Genomic DNA, 16326 nt, shown 5'->3' on the forward strand with positions numbered 1-16326 from the left:
GGTTTAGAACGCGAGAAAGTACATCAGGGCAACGTTGACGCCGAGCATGGGCACGCCGGTACCGACCTGCGCCTTGATCACCCCGTACTTATCCTTCATCTCCAGCAGGGCTGAGGGAACCAGGTTGAAGTTGGCGGCCATGGGGGTGACCAGGGTGCCGCAGAATCCGGAGAGCATGCCGATGGCAAAGACGGCGGCCGGGTTGCCGTCAAAGATCTGCACGAGTACCGGCCAGCCGATGGCGGCGGTCATGATCGGGAATGCCGCGAAGGCGTTGCCCATCAGCACGGTGAACAGGAACATGCCAACGCAGTAGACGAGCACGGCGGCGATCAGCGAGCCGTCCGGCAAAACGACGGTCGCGAGGGTGCCCACGGCCACGCCCACGCCGGCCTTGGTGAAGAGGATGCCCAGAGTCGACAACATTTGCGGCAACAGTGCCGCCCAGCCGATCGACTCCAGAATCCGACGCCCTTCGAGAATGGGGGTGAAGAGCTGGCGCGGCCGCAGAATGAACAGGCCGACGATCACGCCCGCGAGCGAACCGATTCCGAGAGCGACCAGGGTCGTGTTGACCGGGCTGATCAGCAGCTGTCCGTTGATGGAGATGTAGGGGGCCAGCAGCACGATGAGCACCGTGACGACCGGCAGGGTCAGTGCTGGGATGAACAGTTTGTTGCCGAATCGGCGAGAGGAGACATCGCGTTCCTCAGCAGTGGTCGTGCGTGCCCGGCCGTCTTTGAGCCGGCCGGTGCTCGCGAGCACGACCATGACGATGACGGCGATACCGAGAATCCAGCCGGGAGCCTGTTCGCTCTGCACCCAGGTGCCGTAGAAGAAGCAGAGGCCCAGGAGGCCCCAGAAGGCTGAGCTTCCCCAGCGGCGAGGGTGGCCCGCATCGCCGGCGATGAGCAGCGCCCAGGCCAGAAAGAGCGCGCCGACAAACCAGTAAACCGCTTCAACGCCAATCATGCCGTGCCTCCTGCGTTGATGATCTCGACGTTGTCGGCGGCCTCGATGGCGCGCACCTCGCGGTCGAGCTGTTTGTCGAGTCGAAGCAGCCGGAATCCATGCACGAGCAGGGCGGCGATGGCGGTCGGGATCGCCCAGACGGCAACGTGCAGGGGGTCGAGCTGCAGACCATAGGTGGCATCGACGAAGGTGGTGATCAGCAGAATCGAGCCGACGGCCACGAAGATATCTTCGCCAAAGAACACGCCGACGTTGTCGGTCGCCGCCGAATGCGCCTTGATCTTCTCCTTGATCGGGTCGGGAACCGTGCCGTAGCGCCGCAGGGCCGCGCCCTCCGCCATCGGAAAGATGAGTGGGCGCACGGTCTGCGCGTGGCCGCCGACACTGTTGAGGCCGAGCGCCGCCGTGGCCTGGCGAATAACGAGGTAGCCGATCAGCACCCGGCCCGTGGTCAGCCGCGACAGCCGGGAAATCAGTCGTTTGGCCTGCTGTTGCAGGCCGAAGCGTTCGATCAGTCCAATAACCGGGAGCACGATCACGAAAACGGTCACCGAGCGACTGCTGGCAAAGCCCGTTCCGAAGGCATCCAGAATCTCCAGCGGCGTCAGCCCGCCGAGCAGAGCCGTGACGATCCCAGAGACCGTGACCACGACCAGGGGGTTCATGCGAATGGCAAACCCCACGATGACGAGCAGCACACCAATCAGTACGAGCATATTTCTCCCAGTAGCGCCCGCGTACCCGGGTATCCGGGTACGCCAAATAAACCCGTGATCACCGGGGGTATTGCTCGCCATTTCAGAGCGGATGCCCGATCAGCGTTTTCCAGAGCCTACCGAATTGTTGAACAATCCCACAAGGTTTTGGCCGCAAGTTCTGTCGAGCCCCCTCGCGCAATCGCTTCAAATCTAAAAGAGTTCTCACGGTGCGCTTGCGCCCGGCTTAGCTGCGGGCGCCACCGTGAAGCACGGATTACCCCCACAGGTTCCCCACGTAGACGTCGACAATGTTTGATCGGGGTCAAAATCGTAGCCCGTCCGACATGCACCTAGCATGGCAACTGCCACCGACACCCGAGCACGCGAACAAATGCCGACCCAGATCATCGACCCCCTAATGGGTGTGACCCATAAAGGGTAGACAGGGAGTGCACTCCTCAATATTGTATTAATACCTACGGCAATACAGTCCGCGGGATGCGATCGATAACTGGAGTGAAGCACATGATGCGAAGCAAAGTTAAGACCGGCGCCCTCTCGGCGCTCCTGATCGGCACGTTAGTCGGTACCGGCGGTTTTCTGTCGGCCGGCGCAGCCTCAGCCGCCATCGCGCCGGGGTCACTGACTACGACCACGTCAACGTCTGCGGATGTCGACCGTTGGGTCGTTCCGCAGACTCAACAGGGCGGCGACTACTGGACCGCCGAGCGCATGCAGTCCGCCATCCCCGGCGAAGTACTGGTGCAGGACAACGTCGCGGCCGGCATGATCGGCGCCGTCGCAGCCGGAGCCACCTCGCTCGTGGCCCCGCAGCAGGCCGACCCCGACCAGTCGCCCACGGCCACCCAGGTCTCCCCCATCTCGCACATCGGCAAGATCTTCTTCACCCTCGGCGGCACCGACTACGTTTGTTCCGGCAACTCCATCTCGGCCGCGAACGAGAACACCGTCGTCACTGCCGGGCACTGCGTCAATGAAGGTCCCGGCAACTTCGCCTCACGCCTCATTTTCGTGCCGGCCTACGAGAACGGCTCGGCACCGTTCGGCCAGTGGAATGCCACCGAGCTCTACGCTCCCACCCAGTGGAGCAATAACGGCGATATCAGCTATGACACCGGCTTCGCCATCGTCGCCTCGCCCACCGGAACCTCGCTGAGCGACAGCGTCGGAGCCTCGGGCGTCACGTTCAACCAGAGCCGCGGCCTCACCTACACCGCCTACGGTTACCCGGCGGCCCCGCCCTTCACCGGCGAGACCCTGCAGTCCTGCTACGGCACCGCCAGCGCCGACCCCTACGGCCAGAGCCAGTCACAGGGAATCCCGTGCGACATGACCGGCGGCTCCTCTGGCGGCCCGTGGATGATCGGCAACGGCTCCAGCGGCCTGCAAAACTCAGTCAACAGCTTCGGCTACAACAACATCGCCAACACCATGTTCGGCCCGTACTGGGGCTCGGTCATCGAGAATACCTATGTCGCAGCATCCGCTTGATCCGAGCGACGCAGCCGACGTGGCCCGCCAAAAGCTCGACCCCGAGACTGACGATTGGAACGACGAGCGGATGCGCGCGGCCCGGCCGCGCAGCATCCGCCTGAACCCAGACGGGTCGCGCGAACAGGACACCGACGAACCGGAATCCTGAATACCTGAAGGTCCCGCCCAGAACCTGAGCGGGGCCTTCAGATTTGGCGACTAGACCGGAGCCAGTTCCTCAACCGTAAACGCGGCCTCGGTAGTGTCCTCGATGTCCTGCAAGCTCACGCCCGGGGCTCGCTGCCGCAACACGAGGCCGGTCGGCGTGACGTCGAAGACGGCGGTGTCGCTGATGATACGGTCCACGACGCGCACGCCGGTCAGCGGCAGGGTGCACTCGGTGACGATCTTCGGCGTGCCGTCTTTGGCGACGTGCTCGGTGAGCACCACCACCCGCGGGGTGCCGGCCACGAGATCCATTGCGCCGCCCATCCCCTTGACCATCTTGCCCGGGATGGTCCAGTTGGCGAGGTCGCCAAGCCCGGAGACCTGCATGGCGCCGAGAATGGCGACTTTCACGTGGCCGCCGCGGATCATGCCGAACGACGTCGCCGAGTCGAAGATCGACGCCCCGGGCAGCACTGTGACGGTCTGTTTGCCGGCGTTGATCAGGTCGGCATCTTCCTCGCCCTCGAAGGGGAACGGCCCCATGCCGAGCAGGCCATTCTCGCTCTGCAGGGTCACGTGGATTCCCTCGGGCAGGTTGTTGGCCACGAGCGTCGGAATGCCGATCCCGAGGTTCACGTAGTCGCCGTCGCTCAGTTCCTGCGCCGCGATCGCGGCCATTTCGTCTCTGGTCCAAGCCATGGTCATTCTCCTTAAGCGGATGCCAGCACGGGCCGGCTGCGCACGGTGCGCTGTTCGATGTCTTTGACCCGCGCCGAGGCCTGGATCAGGCGCTGCACGTACACCCCGGGGGTGATCACGTGGTTCGGGTCGATGTCTCCTGGCTCGACGATCAGCTCAGCCTCAGCAATGGTCACGAGTCCGGCCGTGGCTACGACCGGGTTGAAATTGCGGGCAGTGAAGCGGTACTCGAGGTTGCCGAGGGTGTCGGCGCGCCAGGCTTTCACCAGCGCGACGTCGGCGACGATGCCGCGTTCCTGCAGGTAGGTTTCGCCGTCGAAGTCGGCGAGCGGCTTGCCCTCGGCGATCAGCGTGCCAACACCGGTCTTGGTATAGAACGCGGGAATGCCCGCGCCGCCGGCCCGCAGCCGCTCGGCGAGGGTGCCCTGAGGGCTGAACTCCACCTCGAGTACGCCGGCCAGAAACTGCTCGGCGAACAGCTTGTTCTCACCCACATACGAGGCGATGACCTTGCGAACCTGGCCGGCTTCGAGCAGCACGCCCAGCCCCTTGCCGTCAACGCCCATGTTGTTCGAGACGACGGTGAGATCTTTCACACCGGATGCCCGCACCGCGTCGATGAGATCGGCCGGAATTCCGCTGAGGCCGAATCCGCCGACCGCGAGCACCATCCCGTCGCGCAGTACATCCTGCAGCGCCTCGCTCGCGCTGGCCTGAACCTTAGACATGCTGTCTCCTCGTTGAGTGATGATCCTGTGGTGTCCATTTTGTGGACATCGGCACGTAACGTCATGGTATTCAGGCGCAACAGGCCCTGTCAATTGCTAGTTTTATGAGAATCCACCCCATGAACAGTAGGCTGCTAATCATCCACATTATGGACAAAGGAGTCGAGATGACCGGTCAGTCGCCCGCCCACGAGCCTCGGAAGGCCCACACAACGCAGCCACCACGCCCGGCCCAGCAGCCACCGCTGGCCCAGCCCGTGCAGGGCGCTCAGGTCGTGGCGCGAATTGCCCTATTGTTGCGCCTGGTCGGACGAAACCCTTCGGGCACTCCCCTGGCCGAGATCGTGCGGGACTCCGGCCTGACCCGGCCCACGGTGCACCGACTGCTCACCTCGCTCGCCGCCGAGGGGCTGCTCGACCATGACGCCGTGCGGCACACTTGGCACTACGGACCAGAGGTCTTCGTCATGGGAACGGTCGCCGCCGCCCGCTACCCGATTGAAGAGCTCGCCCGACCGAGTCTCGTTCGCCTCGCCGAGGAGACCGGCGAAAGCGCGTTCCTCTCCATCCGGCGCGGCGCTGAAACCGTCTGCCTGCTCCGCGAGGAGGGCAGCTTCCCCATACGCTCCTTCGTGCTGCACGAGGGGGTGCGCTTTCCGTTGGGGGTCGCATCCGCTGGAATGGCGATTCTGGCCTACCTGCCCGATGCCGAAGTGGATGCCCTCCTCGCCGACACTGGTCTCGGCGAAACCGAGACCATCGCGGCTCGCTGGGGCGCCCAGCATTCACCCGCGAGCATCCGCGCCAATCTGGAACGCACCCGGGTCACCGGTTACGCGGTCAACCCCGGACTCATTCTGGAGGGCAGCTGGGGCATGGGCGCAGCGATCTTCGACCGCAGCGGACGACCGGGCTGGGCGCTCTCACTCACCGGAATCGAGCCACGGTTCAAGCCCGAACGGCAGAAGGTGCTCGGCCAGCTGCTGCTCGACGAGGCCAGCCGCATCACCCAGACCCTGCAGCGGCCACCACTCACCTAGCCAACGACGCGAGACGACGGAATCTGCCCCATTCGCCCGGCCCTCCACCCGCAGCGGGCAGCAATCTGGTCGGGGAACGAGAAAAGTCCCGACCGAAGCCGGGACTTTTCTTACAGTGTGGTGGAGCTTAGGAGATTCGAACTCCTGACCTTCTCATTGCGAACGAGACGCGCTACCAACTGCGCCAAAGCCCCAAACTGCCTTTGAAGAATATCACGGGCTGGGCGACAGTTTCACCGCTTTCAAGCGTGAGGCACGATTTCGAGACCGCGCCTGGCGCCCGAGTGCGGCGAACTAAACCGCGCGACGGCGACGCAGTACGGCGTCGAGGTCGGTCATGCCCGGCTCCGTCTCACCGACGATACCCATCGACGCGAATCGACTCGGCACCGCGGCAGGCTCGGGGCGCGCCAAGGGCGTGACCGCCCGGTTGGCTTCCTCGGCGAGCGCGGCGGCGCGGCGGGCTACCTCCGCTTCGGCGGCAGCCTTGCGCAGCTGATTGGCCGCTTCAACGGATGCCATCGCCGTCTGCGCGATGGATCCGCGCGACAGGTGCAGCGCGCGTGGCAGCGGCTGGGGCGTCCAAGTGGCTGCGGCGACCGGAGTCTCTTCGAGCTGAACGGGTTCAAAGGTCTGGCCGATCAGCACTGGCAGCTCAACCGGGGCTTCCAGCCGCACGATGCGGGCAGAGCGGGCGACCGTGGCCAGGCGGCCCAGGATGCCGAACGCGGCGACCATGACGACTCCGCCGCTGACCAGCGCGGTGAACGAACCCGCCAGAGCGGGCGCGATTCCTGATCCAGCCAGCACGAGGCCGGCCAGCAGAATCGTCGACACCAAGCCGCGAAAGCGTCGAAGCCGGCGGAGTTTCTTCACCGGCGACTCCGGCAGGCGCGGTGTGGCTGCGGCGGCCACAGCGGCGGCTGCGCGGCGAACGTCGCGAGCAGCATCCGCTACCGCCTGCGCTTCAACCCGTTCGGACTGCTCGACCCGGGCCAGAACCCGCTGCTGCTCAGCCACGGTGCGAGCCGTCGCCTCAAGCCGCACTTGCTGAGGAACCTCGGCTGTTTCCGCCAGAATACGCAGTGTCTGCTGCAATCGCACCGCATTTCGTTCGGTCGCCTGATACTGCTTGCGCCGCGACCAGGTGGGCATCAGATAGGCAACCCAGAGCACGGCAGCCACCGCCACCATGACCCCGCCGCCCAATGCCTCACTACTCATGTTGACAACGGTAAGAGGCGCGGGCGCATCCGCCGAGGATTACTCTCGGTGTGTCACCCAACTTAATGCACTGATCCTGCCCCCGAACAGGGAAATTCTTCACCGTCATCGGGTGATGACACGCACCGGATGCGCGGCCGACTCGAGATCTGCCGTGGTGACGCTCGCGGCATCCGCTGGCACCAGGCCATCCTGCCAGCGACGCATGACGCCCTGGCCGAGTTCCTCGGCGACCAGACCGAAGCAAAAGTGATCGCGCCAGTCGCCGTTGATGTGGATATAGCGGCGGCGCAGTCCCTCGTACCGAAAGCCGAGTTTCTCGACGACGCGCAGGCTGGCCTTGTTCTCGGGGCGGATGCAGATTTCCATGCGATGCAGGCCGAGCTGGTAGAAGCAGTAATCGGTGGCGAGGGCCACGGCCGTGGGAGTAACCGACTGGCCAGCGAATTTCTCGCTCACCCAGTATCCGATCGTCGCCGACGACAGCGATCCCCAAGTGATCGACGAGACGTTGAGCTGGCCAGCCAGTTCACCGTCCTGCTCCACGATGAACGGCAGACCGTGGCCCGACCGTGAGTGCGTCAACAGACTACGGATACTCGCCCGCGTGTCGAAGGACATCGGCGCGTACGGATTGGTCGCCTCCCACTTGCGCAGCCACGACCGGTTGGCCAGCAATTCGCCCTCGAGGGTGCGCGCATCGCGCAAGCGGATGGGGCGCAGGGTGACGGCGCCCTCACGAAGGGTCGGAATTGCGATCGGCACGGTTCGCCTGTCTGTTCTGGAATGGAAGCTGGGTGATGATTTAGTCGAGCGTGGCGACGAATTCGCGCAGCCACGGTTTCAGGTCGGCACCGAGATCTTCACGATCGACGGCGAGTTGCACAATGGCCTTGATGTAATCGAGCCGATCGCCGGTGTCATAGCGCCGACCGCGAAAGATCAGGCCATATACGCCGCCGGTCGACTCGGGGTTGACGGCCATCTCCTGCAGGGCGTCGGTGAGCTGAATCTCGTTGCCCTTGCCGGGCGCCGTGTGTTCCAGAATATCGAAGACTTCGGGGCGCAGCACGTAGCGACCGATGATGGCGAGGTTCGAGGGGGCATCGGCGGCGCTCGGCTTTTCGACCAGGCCGGTGATGCGCACGACGTCGGGATCGTCGGTGGACTCGACCGCGGCCGCGCCATACATATGAATCTGCGAGGGGTCCACCTCGAGCAGAGCCACGATGCTGGCACCGCGCTTGACCTGTTCCTCGAGCATGCGGGTCAGCAGCGGGTCGCGGGCGTCGATGATGTCGTCACCGAGCAGCACCGCGAAGGGCTCGTTGCCCACGTGCATGCGCGAGCGCAGCACGGCGTGGCCGAGTCCGCGCGGGTCGCCCTGACGCACATAGTGGATGTCGGCGAGTTCGTTGGATTCGCGCACCTTGGCGAGCCGGGTCTGGTCGCCCTTGCGTTCGAGCATGGCCTCAAGTTCGGTCATGCGGTCGAAGTGGTTTTCCAGGGCATTCTTGTTGCGACCGGTAACCATCAGTACGTCGCTGAGGCCGGCCGCGACGGCTTCTTCGACGACATATTGAATCGCCGGCTTGTCAACGACCGGCAACATCTCCTTCGGCATGGCCTTGGTCGCTGGGAGGAAGCGTGTTCCGAGTCCAGCTGCGGGAATGACGGCTTTAGTTATCGGGGTACCCATGGGCACTAGGTTAGTGGCAAGTAGGATGCCTTATATGGACTCCGACACAGGTCATTACAAGCGTGCGCTGAGAGCGGAATTGCGCGAACGCCGCCAGAACATGACCTCCTCGGAACGCGAGGCCGCCACGGCCGGCTTCACCGAAAACCTGCAAAGCCTCGTGCTCGACCTGTCGGCGCGGTCGATCTCCTGTTATTTATCGGCTCGTAACGAGCCAGATACTCGACCTTTTCTCAACTGGGCCACGGCAGAGGGCATCCGGATTCTGTTTCCGATTTCACGCGAAGACGGCCTGCTCGATTGGACCGTCGGCGACGGTGAGGAAGAATTCACCGGCATTTCGGGGGTGCCAGAAGCCGTCGGAACCCTGCTCGGCCCGATCGCCATCAACGATGTCGACCTCATCATCGTTCCGGCGGCGGCCGTCGGTGAGGACGGACTGCGCATGGGCTGGGGTCGCGGCTACTTCGACAAGACCCTCGGATCGATGGAGAAGTGCCCGCCGGTCTACGCCGTGGTGTTCGACAGTGAATATCTGCAGGAAGTTCCTCGCGAGGTGCACGATCAGCCGGTCAACGGTCTCGTAACGCCGACCAGAATCATCGCTTTCTGACCGTTTTTACCGCTCATGACCCGCATTCTGAACGTGCGGGCCCTTGGGCGCGCATAACCTTAGTACTGGCAGGCGTTTGCCTGTCGGCTCAACCAGCTGGAGATGCAGTGCCTACCTACTCTTACCGTTGCACCGAGTGCGACACCGCCTTCGATATCCAGCAGGCCTTCACCGACCACTCACTCACGGTGTGCCCGACCTGCCAGGGAAAATTGCGCAAGGTGTTCTCCTCGATCGGCGTGACCTTCAGCGGCTCCGGTTTCTACAGCAACGACTCCAAGTCGGACTCGAAGCGGTCCAATCCCAACCTCGATCGCAAGCCGGCCGAGAAGTCTGCCGACACGTCCGACTCGTCGGCGAGTAAGCCGGCCGAGAAGAAATCCGAGAAGAAGCCCGACAGCACGCCCGCCAAGTCGTCGACACCGTCCTCCTCCGTTCCGGCCGCGAAGGCGTCTTAGGTAGATGGCGCTGACAAAGACGGTCTCCCAAGTCATTCGATTGGAGCACCCCGTGATCAACGGTTTCAAAGAATTCATCATGCGTGGCAACGTCATCGACCTCGCCGTCGCGGTCGTCATCGGCACGGCGTTCACCGCCGTGGTTGCCGCCATCGTCGTTAACATCTTCAACCCACTGATCGCCGCGCTATTCGATGCCGCGACCCTCGCCGAAGCCCTGCCGATTCCGTTGCGCTCCGGCGAGAATCCGCCGACGCTTATGCTCGGAGCGGTCATCGCAGCGATCATCAACTTCGTACTGATCGCTGCCGTGGTGTATTTCGTCTTCGTGCTGCCGCTCAACAAGCTGAAGGAGTCGCAGGACCGCCGCCACAACGCGGGTATTCCCGCGGCCGTCGTCGTGGACCCCACCACCGAGCTCGACCTTCTCACCGAGATCCGTGATCTGCTGGCCAAGAACGCCGCCGCTGACCAGGGCCCCAAGCACTAACTACCAGTGCGGCGGGCGATCCTGCCGCAGTTGAGCCTCGTTCGCGCTGGGCGCACTTCCGGTGTGCGCGACGCCACCCTCTTCGCGCAGCACCGGCGGGTGCGGGTTGGGGTCGGTGTCCGGTGCCGGCAGCAGCTTGGCGCGCCGAGCCTTGCCTGCGGCCTTCACGATCGGCTGACGAGCCGTTCCGAGAGGCGGCACACCGTCAGAAGCATTCACGCGCCGGGCCGCTTCGGAGCGATCGGGTCGCCGGTCGAAAAGGGAGCGGCATCCGTTTTGGGCACACCGGCGATCGCAGCGACGCGCGCCGCGACGGCGTCCGGGTTGCTGAACAGCTCGAAGCTGTGCACGCGCAGGTAGTGCCAGCCGAGGCGGCGCAGCACTTCGGGGCGCAGCCGCAGGGACTCGCGCAGGCTGGCGCGGCCGACGACGGCATCCGTTTCGACGACGATCGCGCGGGTGCCGTAGGACGCGGCGAGGGCGAGCTTGCCGCGGTGGCCGAGGCGCACGGTGAGGCCGAGCTTTTCGAGGCGGCCGCCAAGGTCGACCAGCATTGCCTCGCTCGCGTCGGGCACCTGCACCTCATCGCGCCGCGCTTCGGTTTCGCTGAGCACCTGGGACAGGGCGAGGATGCCGTGGCGCTGGCGGTCCTCGTCGATGTCGGCCGGGCGGAAGCACGAGACGATGTCGAGCGCGCGGCGGGCGCGGGTCATGCCGATCGCGAGCAGGCGTTCGCCGCCGGGCTCGCCGAGCGAACCGAAGTTCGACAACAGGCGACCGTGCGGGGTGCGGCCGTAGCCGATCGAGAAGATCACCCGGTCGCGGCTTTGCGCGACGGCCTGCTCGAGGGTGAGCACGGTGAACGGTTCGCTGCGGTCCTTCAAAATGAAGTCCGAGAGGTCGGTGCGTTTGGCGAACGCGGCGAGCACGGCCTGCTGCACGCGCACGGCGTGCCGGGTGCTCGCGGTGATCACCATGAGCGATTCGCGCGGGCGCTTTGACGCGTGGTCGAGCACGAGGTCGACGACCTTGACAACCTCGGCGTCGACGCTCTCGATGGCACCGCTGTCGGCGTCGGGCATGCCGCGGCCGCCGGCCACATAGTTGATGGTGAGGCTGCCGTGGCCGAGAAAACTGCCGGCCCAGGGCAGGGAGTCGATGCGTCCGCCGTAGAAACGGTGGTTGACGAGTTCGGCGAGGTCTTCGCCGCCGGCCCGGTAGCTGCGGGTCAGGGTGAGGGTCGGCAGCAGTTCGCCGAGGCGGGCCAGGGCGGAGTCGGCGTGCAGGGCGTCCACCGAGACCTCGGGCGCGGCCGTCTCCCCTGAGCCGGCGATACCGGTCTCGAAGGCCGACGGGGTCTGGGTGACCGGGTCGCCGAACGCCACGATCTGGCGGCCGCGGCGAATCGCGCCGACGTTTTCGGCGAGGGTTGTGGCGCCGGCGTCGACGAGCAGCACGGTGTCGAAGGTGATCTGGTCGCTGATGCCGGCGATCTCATACGGCGAGGCCAGCCAGACCGGGGCGAGGACGCGGCCGAGGTGCGGGGCAACTTCGTTCAGCCGGGCCGGGGTGGCGCGGTCGGCGCGCAGCAGGCGGCGCAGCTGGTCGGCTTCCTCGGGAAAGTCGACGACGCCGATCTTCCACGTTTCGGCGAGCAGCCAGGCCAAAAGCTTGCCGGTAGCGGATGCGTGCGCCTCGTCGACGAGTTTGAAATCGGCCTCGAGGCGGTCCAATACCGCAGTGTTGGCGCCGAGCAACGCCCGGTCGCTCGCGAGCATGATCTCGAGCACGGACTGCCACCAGGCCAGCTCGAGCTCGGCGGCGACGTTCTCCTCCGAGACATGTCGCTGGGACAAATCGGTCATCAGCGGGTCGAGGTTGTGCTCGCGCAGCGTTGCCAGCAGTGCGGTGCGCTCATGCAGGTTCGCGAGCACCTCGCTCTCGGCGGCGAGGCCGGAAATCATCGACACGAGCTCATTGATTTGGCGCCCGGCGAGAGCGCGCGTCGTGCCAATCGTGCCGAGCGGAACGTCGAGCAGACCGAGGTCTTCGGAGACTCGCTGAAAAGCGACGTGCACATCGTTGATGCCGACCGGCACCTCGGGCGTGACACCGGCGGCGGCATAGCGTTGCCAGAGCGTGCGCTGGCTTTGGATGCGGCGGAGGCTCTCGTTCATGTCGTTGACCCGCACGCCGGGGCGCTGGTATTCCTCGGCGAGCTTACGCAGCCTTCTGCGGCTGGCCGAACTCATCTCCGACGATTCGCGGCGCGACGAGGTGGCGGCGATCAGCTCGGTGAGCGACCGGTCGTAAACCCCGGGCTGAAACTTGTCGAGCGTTTCGCGAATATCCAGCAGCAGGCGCAGGTAGATGCCGAGCTCGTTGATGGTCTCGAACGGGCGCAGCCGGGTCTGGCCGATGAGGCCGTTGGCCCGTTCAAGCAAACGCGGCAGTTCGATCTGGTTGATGCGTTTGGCGAGCTGGTGGCTGTTGGAGGCATCCGCTGTGGAGGTGAACGAGGCACCGTACCAGGGCGAGTCGCCGGGACCGTAGCGGAACTCGCCGAGCACGGCGGCCTTGATCAGGGTGTTGGCAGCGGCTGACCGGGAATGGGCGAGCAGTTCGAGGGCCTGGCGGTCGAGGCGGGCGGTGGTCGACGGCGGCTCGGGCAGCTGGGCCAAGCGGGCCAGTTCACCGAGCGCGTCGAGCACGGAGACTCCGAGGGCCGAGTCGCGGCGGGTGAGCGCCGACCGGTAGTCGAGCAGCACCTTGCGGAGGCGCACAAGGGCGTCGTCGACGTCGCCGACGCGCGGCTGGGCGGCCTTCTCATTGCGGGTGATCGATTGGATCAGGTCGCGGCGCAGGGTGCGCGGGGTCACGGCGATGCCGGGCAGGCCCACCTGCACGAGGCGGCCGTGGATGCCGTCGAGGCTCGAACGGCGGGCGCTCACCACGAGCACCCGCTTGTGCTGGGCCACGAGCGAGCCGATCGCGTTGACGATGGTCTGAGTGCCGCCGGTACCGGGCAAGGTTTTCACGACGAGGGAGTTGCCGGCCGCGATCTGCGCGACAACGTTCTCCTGCTCGGAGTCGGCGTCGCCGAGCAGCGTGTCGGTGGCCGGCGGCCTGGCATCCTGTCCGATCGGAACCACCGGGTTGTACGCCGTCTCGATGTTGCGGCGGGCGGTCTTGTTGCCGGCCACGGCGTCGAGCAGCGGATGGTCAAGGTTCGACGCGTCGGCGGCCAGCGCCCGCCCCACGTCGGCGAAGCTTGAGACCACCAGGCGCGGCACGACGTTGAACCAGGGCAGGTGTGAGGTCAACCCGCGCAGACGGTCGATGACCGGTTGCGGTTTGAACGCGCCGTTAGTCACGGCGAGCGCCACAAAAGCGTCGGCGTCGAGCACGATCTGAAACTGGTCCTTCAGGGCACGGGCGAGTTCCGGGTTGAGAAAGGGCTGGCCCTTGAGCTTGAGTTCGTAGTCGCGGCCGTAGCGGCGAATGGCGAGGGGGCGCAGCAGCACCGGGGCGCTGTAGTCCACATCCTGATAGCGCCATTCGGCGAGGCCGATGGCGAGATTGACCGATTCGAGGCCGCGCATGGAGCGCAGTTCGATGCCCTTCTGCGTGATCTCGTTCGCGGCCAGGCGGGCGTTACGCAGCGCAAGCTCATCGCGAATGAGGTTGGACAGCAGGGTGGTCTTGCCGATGATGAACTGCGGCAGACCGCCGGGATGCGTGGCGCTCAGCTCGATGCGGGTGCGGGCTTCATCGGTGAAGTGCAGCAGCGGGGAGCGGCCGCCGAGCGCGGCGAGTTCGTCGCGCCAGCGCTGCCAGACCGGCTCGGCGATGTTACCGGCGGTGAACGCCGGATCGCCCAGACTGAGGTTGTGTGGACTCGTCACGTTTTGAGGGTCGACGGGAACGACGTCCAGGTACTTGGAAAGCACGTCGTCGTCGTCTTGTTTTCTATCGAGGTGCCACACAGGGATACCCTAATTGGCAAATCACCGGTTTGCCCTGAGGCGGCCGGGGTTTCGCGTGTTTGTGCCCCAATCTGGCCGTTCACAGCCAGCCTCGCCGTTTGAACACGGTGTACAGGGTAAACCCCATGGCGAGCATCAGAGCGATCGCAAAGGGATAGCCGAGCGGCCAGTGCAGCTCGGGCATGTTGTCGAAGTTCATGCCGTAGATGGTGCCGACCAAGGTCGGGGCGAAAAGGATAGCCGCCCAGCTGGAGATCTTCTTCACTTCTTCGCTCTGCGCGAGGCTCGTCTCGGACAGGTGCCGCATTTCGTCGTTCTGGCGTTGGCCCACCAGGGTGCTGTGTACGGTCAGAGCGTTCTGCAGCAGTTGCCGAAACGCGTCGCCGCGCTCCACGATGCGCAGAGTGTGGTCGAGCACGTCACGCAGGTGCCGGTGCAGTTCGAGGTCCACGTTGTATTTGTCGAAGCCCCGCTGCATCGCCTCGAACATGCTCACGAGCGGCTGGGTGGCCCGCTGAAACTCGATCACCTCGCGGGACAGTGCGTAGATGCGTCGGCTGACCTCCGGGTCGCCGTCGAACAGCTGGTCTTCGATCTCGTCAATGTCGTTCTCCAGCCCGGCGACGACCGGCCCGTATTCGTCGACGACCTGGTCGAGAATGGCGTACAGCACGGCCTCCGGGCCGAGGGCGAGCAGGTGCGGGGTGCTCTCCATCCGCTCCCGCACCAGGGCGAGGTCGGGCGATTCGGCGTGGCGAATGGTCACCACGAAATCGGGGCCGACGAACACGTGCAGCTCACCGAATTCGACGCGCTCTTCGTCGTCCATGTAGCGGGCCGGGCGCAACACAATGAACAGGATGTCTGCGTACCGTTCAATCTTCGACCGCTGGTGCCCCTTGAGGGCGTCCTCCACGGCCAGGTGGTGCAGGCTGAACTCGGTCGCGACGGCCCGCACTTCCTCCTCGCTCGGCCGGTACAGCCCGATCCAGGCGAAGCCCTTCTTCTCTTTCATCACTTCGAAGGTCTCGTCGAGGCTCGGCGGCGTGGCAACCCGGTGCCCGTCCACGTAGACCGCGTTGTCCACCAGCGCCATTGGCTCTCCTTCTCCGATCTACCAGTGTGCCACTCGGCGTAGCTGCGCGGTAACGCCGGTGCAGTTTTGCCGGCGGGTACGGTTAGATCGTGCCGCAAACGTTTTTTTCCCTCTTGTTACAACCGCGCGCGCCGCTTCCCCAGACCGACCGGCTACTACTCGCCGCCGCTGTCGCCCGGGTCTGCGCCGTTGACCTGGCGGCCGTCACCATCGAACAACGCTGCGAACGCTGCGGCGACGCGCATGGGCGGCCTCGCGTGCTGACACCGGGCGGGGTGCACGTGAGCCTGAGCCGCGCCGGTCGCACCGTTGTCGTTGCCGTGTCGCAGGTCGGACCGATCGGGGTCGACCTGGAGAGCGTGGCCTCGGTCGCCCGGGCCGGATTCGACGACGTCGCGTTCAACGCCGACGAGCGCACCGCCCTAGCGGAGCTGCCGGTCGACGAGCGCGATCGGGCGCGCGCCGCGCTCTGGACCACCAAGGAGGCTCTGCTCAAGCTCTCCGGCGAGGGGCTGACGGTGGACCCGCGCGAGGTGACCGTGGCGTTGGGGCCGGGTGGGGCATCCGCTCTGCTGAGCTGGCCGACCGCCACCCTCGATCTGAGCCGGGTGCACGTCGTGGGCTTCGACGCGGGCCCCGGTCTGGTGGGCACCCTGGCCTTGCTCGGTCCGAGAGCCCCGAGCCTTTCGATGCTTTAAAACTCACTCTTTCCGCTCGCAGCCATCCCTTTCACGCCGCCGCGGGAGTTGCGCCAGTGCGCGGGAGGCGGAACTCCCGCGCACTGGCGCAGGTCCAGCCCGTCGCGTCGCGCTGGAATTGTGGCCAAGCCCGAACTCCCGCGAATCGGCGCAACACCCGCGTAGCCCACGCTGCGGGGGCCAGCACCTCACTCGAACTCCCGCGCACCGGCGCCGCACCCGCGCAGCAAACCCCGCAGCTGACCGCGCTGGCGCACGTCAGC

General features: G+C 65.4%; 17 protein-coding genes and 1 tRNA gene. 7 read left to right on the forward strand and 11 right to left on the reverse strand.

Annotated elements, in window-relative coordinates; translation table 11 throughout:
• Positions 1-3: 3 nt before the first annotated feature.
• Together CXY77_RS14965 and CXY77_RS14970 are read right to left on the reverse strand one after the other, a co-directional pair.
• Entirely contained in the window at positions 4-972 is a 969-nt protein-coding gene (locus CXY77_RS14965) for a DUF979 domain-containing protein (RefSeq protein ID WP_104088584.1), read from the reverse strand.
• Positions 969-1688 carry a DUF969 domain-containing protein gene (locus tag CXY77_RS14970; RefSeq protein WP_104130387.1) on the reverse strand — a complete coding sequence of 240 codons (720 nt, stop codon included), beginning with the start codon at positions 1686-1688 and terminating at the stop codon, positions 969-971. Before CXY77_RS14970 ends, CXY77_RS14965 begins: the two co-directional genes overlap by 4 nt.
• A gap of 507 nt (positions 1689-2195) precedes the next feature.
• Here CXY77_RS14970 and CXY77_RS14975 point away from each other — a divergent pair.
• A complete protein-coding gene (locus CXY77_RS14975) occupies positions 2196-3182 on the forward strand; it encodes a serine protease (protein WP_233197442.1) in 987 nt (328 codons plus the stop codon).
• On the forward strand, positions 3163-3333 hold the full coding sequence (locus CXY77_RS20200) for a hypothetical protein (RefSeq protein ID WP_158252848.1): 171 nt from the start codon (positions 3163-3165) through the stop codon (positions 3331-3333). Before CXY77_RS14975 ends, CXY77_RS20200 begins: the two co-directional genes overlap by 20 nt.
• Before the next feature lie 50 nt (positions 3334-3383).
• Here CXY77_RS20200 and CXY77_RS14980 read toward each other — a convergent pair whose 3' ends face one another.
• Together CXY77_RS14980 and CXY77_RS14985 are read right to left on the reverse strand one after the other, a co-directional pair.
• On the reverse strand, positions 3384-4031 hold the full coding sequence (locus CXY77_RS14980) for a CoA transferase subunit B (RefSeq protein ID WP_092341630.1): 648 nt from the start codon (positions 4029-4031) through the stop codon (positions 3384-3386).
• A gap of 11 nt (positions 4032-4042) precedes the next feature.
• On the reverse strand, positions 4043-4759 hold the full coding sequence (locus CXY77_RS14985) for a CoA transferase subunit A (RefSeq protein WP_092341575.1): 717 nt from the start codon (positions 4757-4759) through the stop codon (positions 4043-4045).
• A gap of 167 nt (positions 4760-4926) precedes the next feature.
• Between CXY77_RS14985 and CXY77_RS14990 the strand changes: the two genes are divergently transcribed.
• Positions 4927-5799: an IclR family transcriptional regulator gene (locus tag CXY77_RS14990; protein ID WP_104130388.1), complete on the forward strand. Its 873-nt coding sequence runs from the start codon at positions 4927-4929 to the stop codon at positions 5797-5799.
• Between the two features lie 118 nt (positions 5800-5917).
• On the opposite strand, the gene CXY77_RS14995 is transcribed toward CXY77_RS14990, so the two are convergent.
• From CXY77_RS14995 to galU, 4 genes are all read right to left on the reverse strand, one after another.
• Positions 5918-5993, reverse strand: a tRNA-Ala gene (locus CXY77_RS14995).
• A gap of 100 nt (positions 5994-6093) precedes the next feature.
• Positions 6094-7023: a hypothetical protein gene (locus CXY77_RS15000; protein WP_104130389.1), complete on the reverse strand. Its 930-nt coding sequence runs from the start codon at positions 7021-7023 to the stop codon at positions 6094-6096.
• Between the two features lie 105 nt (positions 7024-7128).
• Positions 7129-7788: a GNAT family N-acetyltransferase gene (locus tag CXY77_RS15005; RefSeq protein WP_092341573.1), complete on the reverse strand. Its 660-nt coding sequence runs from the start codon at positions 7786-7788 to the stop codon at positions 7129-7131.
• Between the two features lie 40 nt (positions 7789-7828).
• Positions 7829-8722 (reverse strand): UTP--glucose-1-phosphate uridylyltransferase GalU, encoded by an 894-nt coding sequence (gene galU / locus CXY77_RS15010; RefSeq protein WP_092341572.1) that lies wholly within the window; start codon positions 8720-8722, stop codon positions 7829-7831.
• Positions 8723-8756: 34 nt separating this feature from the next.
• On the opposite strand from galU, the gene CXY77_RS15015 reads away from it, so the two are divergent.
• The 3 genes from CXY77_RS15015 to mscL all read left to right on the forward strand — a co-directional run bounded on the left by CXY77_RS15015 (position 8757) and on the right by mscL (position 10283).
• Complete coding sequence (locus CXY77_RS15015) at positions 8757-9335, forward strand: 5-formyltetrahydrofolate cyclo-ligase (protein ID WP_092341571.1); 579 nt, start codon at positions 8757-8759, stop codon at positions 9333-9335.
• Positions 9336-9442: 107 nt separating this feature from the next.
• Positions 9443-9793, forward strand: a complete 351-nt coding sequence (locus CXY77_RS15020; protein WP_104088590.1) for an FmdB family zinc ribbon protein — start codon at positions 9443-9445, stop codon at positions 9791-9793.
• 4 nt (positions 9794-9797) lie between these two features.
• Positions 9798-10283 carry a large conductance mechanosensitive channel protein MscL gene (gene mscL / locus CXY77_RS15025; RefSeq protein WP_233197443.1) on the forward strand — a complete coding sequence of 162 codons (486 nt, stop codon included), beginning with the start codon at positions 9798-9800 and terminating at the stop codon, positions 10281-10283.
• Here the strand turns inward: mscL and CXY77_RS15030 are convergent, their stop codons facing one another.
• The 3 genes from CXY77_RS15030 to CXY77_RS15040 form a co-directional block, all read right to left on the reverse strand.
• Positions 10284-10502, reverse strand: coding sequence for a hypothetical protein (locus tag CXY77_RS15030; RefSeq protein ID WP_140425546.1), 219 nt, complete (start codon positions 10500-10502; stop codon positions 10284-10286).
• Positions 10499-14269 carry an ATP-binding protein gene (locus CXY77_RS15035; protein WP_104130391.1) on the reverse strand — a complete coding sequence of 1257 codons (3771 nt, stop codon included), beginning with the start codon at positions 14267-14269 and terminating at the stop codon, positions 10499-10501. The genes CXY77_RS15030 and CXY77_RS15035 overlap by 4 nt, the downstream gene beginning before the upstream one ends.
• Positions 14270-14348: 79 nt before the next feature.
• A complete protein-coding gene (locus CXY77_RS15040; protein WP_092341566.1) occupies positions 14349-15365 on the reverse strand; it encodes a magnesium and cobalt transport protein CorA in 1017 nt (338 codons plus the stop codon).
• Between the two features lie 89 nt (positions 15366-15454).
• Here CXY77_RS15040 and CXY77_RS15045 point away from each other — a divergent pair, with 89 nt between their 5' ends.
• The gene (locus CXY77_RS15045) at positions 15455-16063 is read left to right on the forward strand and encodes a 4'-phosphopantetheinyl transferase superfamily protein (RefSeq protein WP_158252849.1); all 609 of its coding nucleotides are present in this window, start codon (positions 15455-15457) and stop codon (positions 16061-16063) included.
• Positions 16064-16326 lie beyond the last annotated feature (263 nt).

Origin of the sequence: Cryobacterium sp. N21, assembly GCF_002929575.1 — a bacterium.
Lineage (GTDB): Bacteria > Actinomycetota > Actinomycetes > Actinomycetales > Microbacteriaceae > Cryobacterium > Cryobacterium flavum.

Bases quoted from the DNA above. Each gene is read 5' to 3' on its own strand.
- galU (WP_092341572.1), bottom strand. From the start codon at position 8,722: ATGGGTACCCCGATAACTAAAGCCGTCATTCCCGCAGCTGGACTCGGA.
- CXY77_RS15015 (WP_092341571.1), top strand. From the start codon at position 8,757: ATGGACTCCGACACAGGTCATTACAAGCGTGCGCTGAGAGCGGAATTG.
- CXY77_RS14985 (WP_092341575.1), bottom strand. From the start codon at position 4,759: ATGTCTAAGGTTCAGGCCAGCGCGAGCGAGGCGCTGCAGGATGTACTG.
- CXY77_RS15000 (WP_104130389.1), bottom strand. From the start codon at position 7,023: ATGAGTAGTGAGGCATTGGGCGGCGGGGTCATGGTGGCGGTGGCTGCC.
- CXY77_RS14990 (WP_104130388.1), top strand. From the start codon at position 4,927: ATGACCGGTCAGTCGCCCGCCCACGAGCCTCGGAAGGCCCACACAACG.
- CXY77_RS14965 (WP_104088584.1), bottom strand. From the start codon at position 972: ATGATTGGCGTTGAAGCGGTTTACTGGTTTGTCGGCGCGCTCTTTCTG.
- CXY77_RS14970 (WP_104130387.1), bottom strand. From the start codon at position 1,688: ATGCTCGTACTGATTGGTGTGCTGCTCGTCATCGTGGGGTTTGCCATT.
- CXY77_RS20200 (WP_158252848.1), top strand. From the start codon at position 3,163: ATGTCGCAGCATCCGCTTGATCCGAGCGACGCAGCCGACGTGGCCCGC.
- CXY77_RS15040 (WP_092341566.1), bottom strand. From the start codon at position 15,365: ATGGCGCTGGTGGACAACGCGGTCTACGTGGACGGGCACCGGGTTGCC.
- mscL (WP_233197443.1), top strand. From the start codon at position 9,798: ATGGCGCTGACAAAGACGGTCTCCCAAGTCATTCGATTGGAGCACCCC.
- CXY77_RS14980 (WP_092341630.1), bottom strand. From the start codon at position 4,031: ATGGCTTGGACCAGAGACGAAATGGCCGCGATCGCGGCGCAGGAACTG.
- CXY77_RS14975 (WP_233197442.1), top strand. From the start codon at position 2,196: ATGATGCGAAGCAAAGTTAAGACCGGCGCCCTCTCGGCGCTCCTGATC.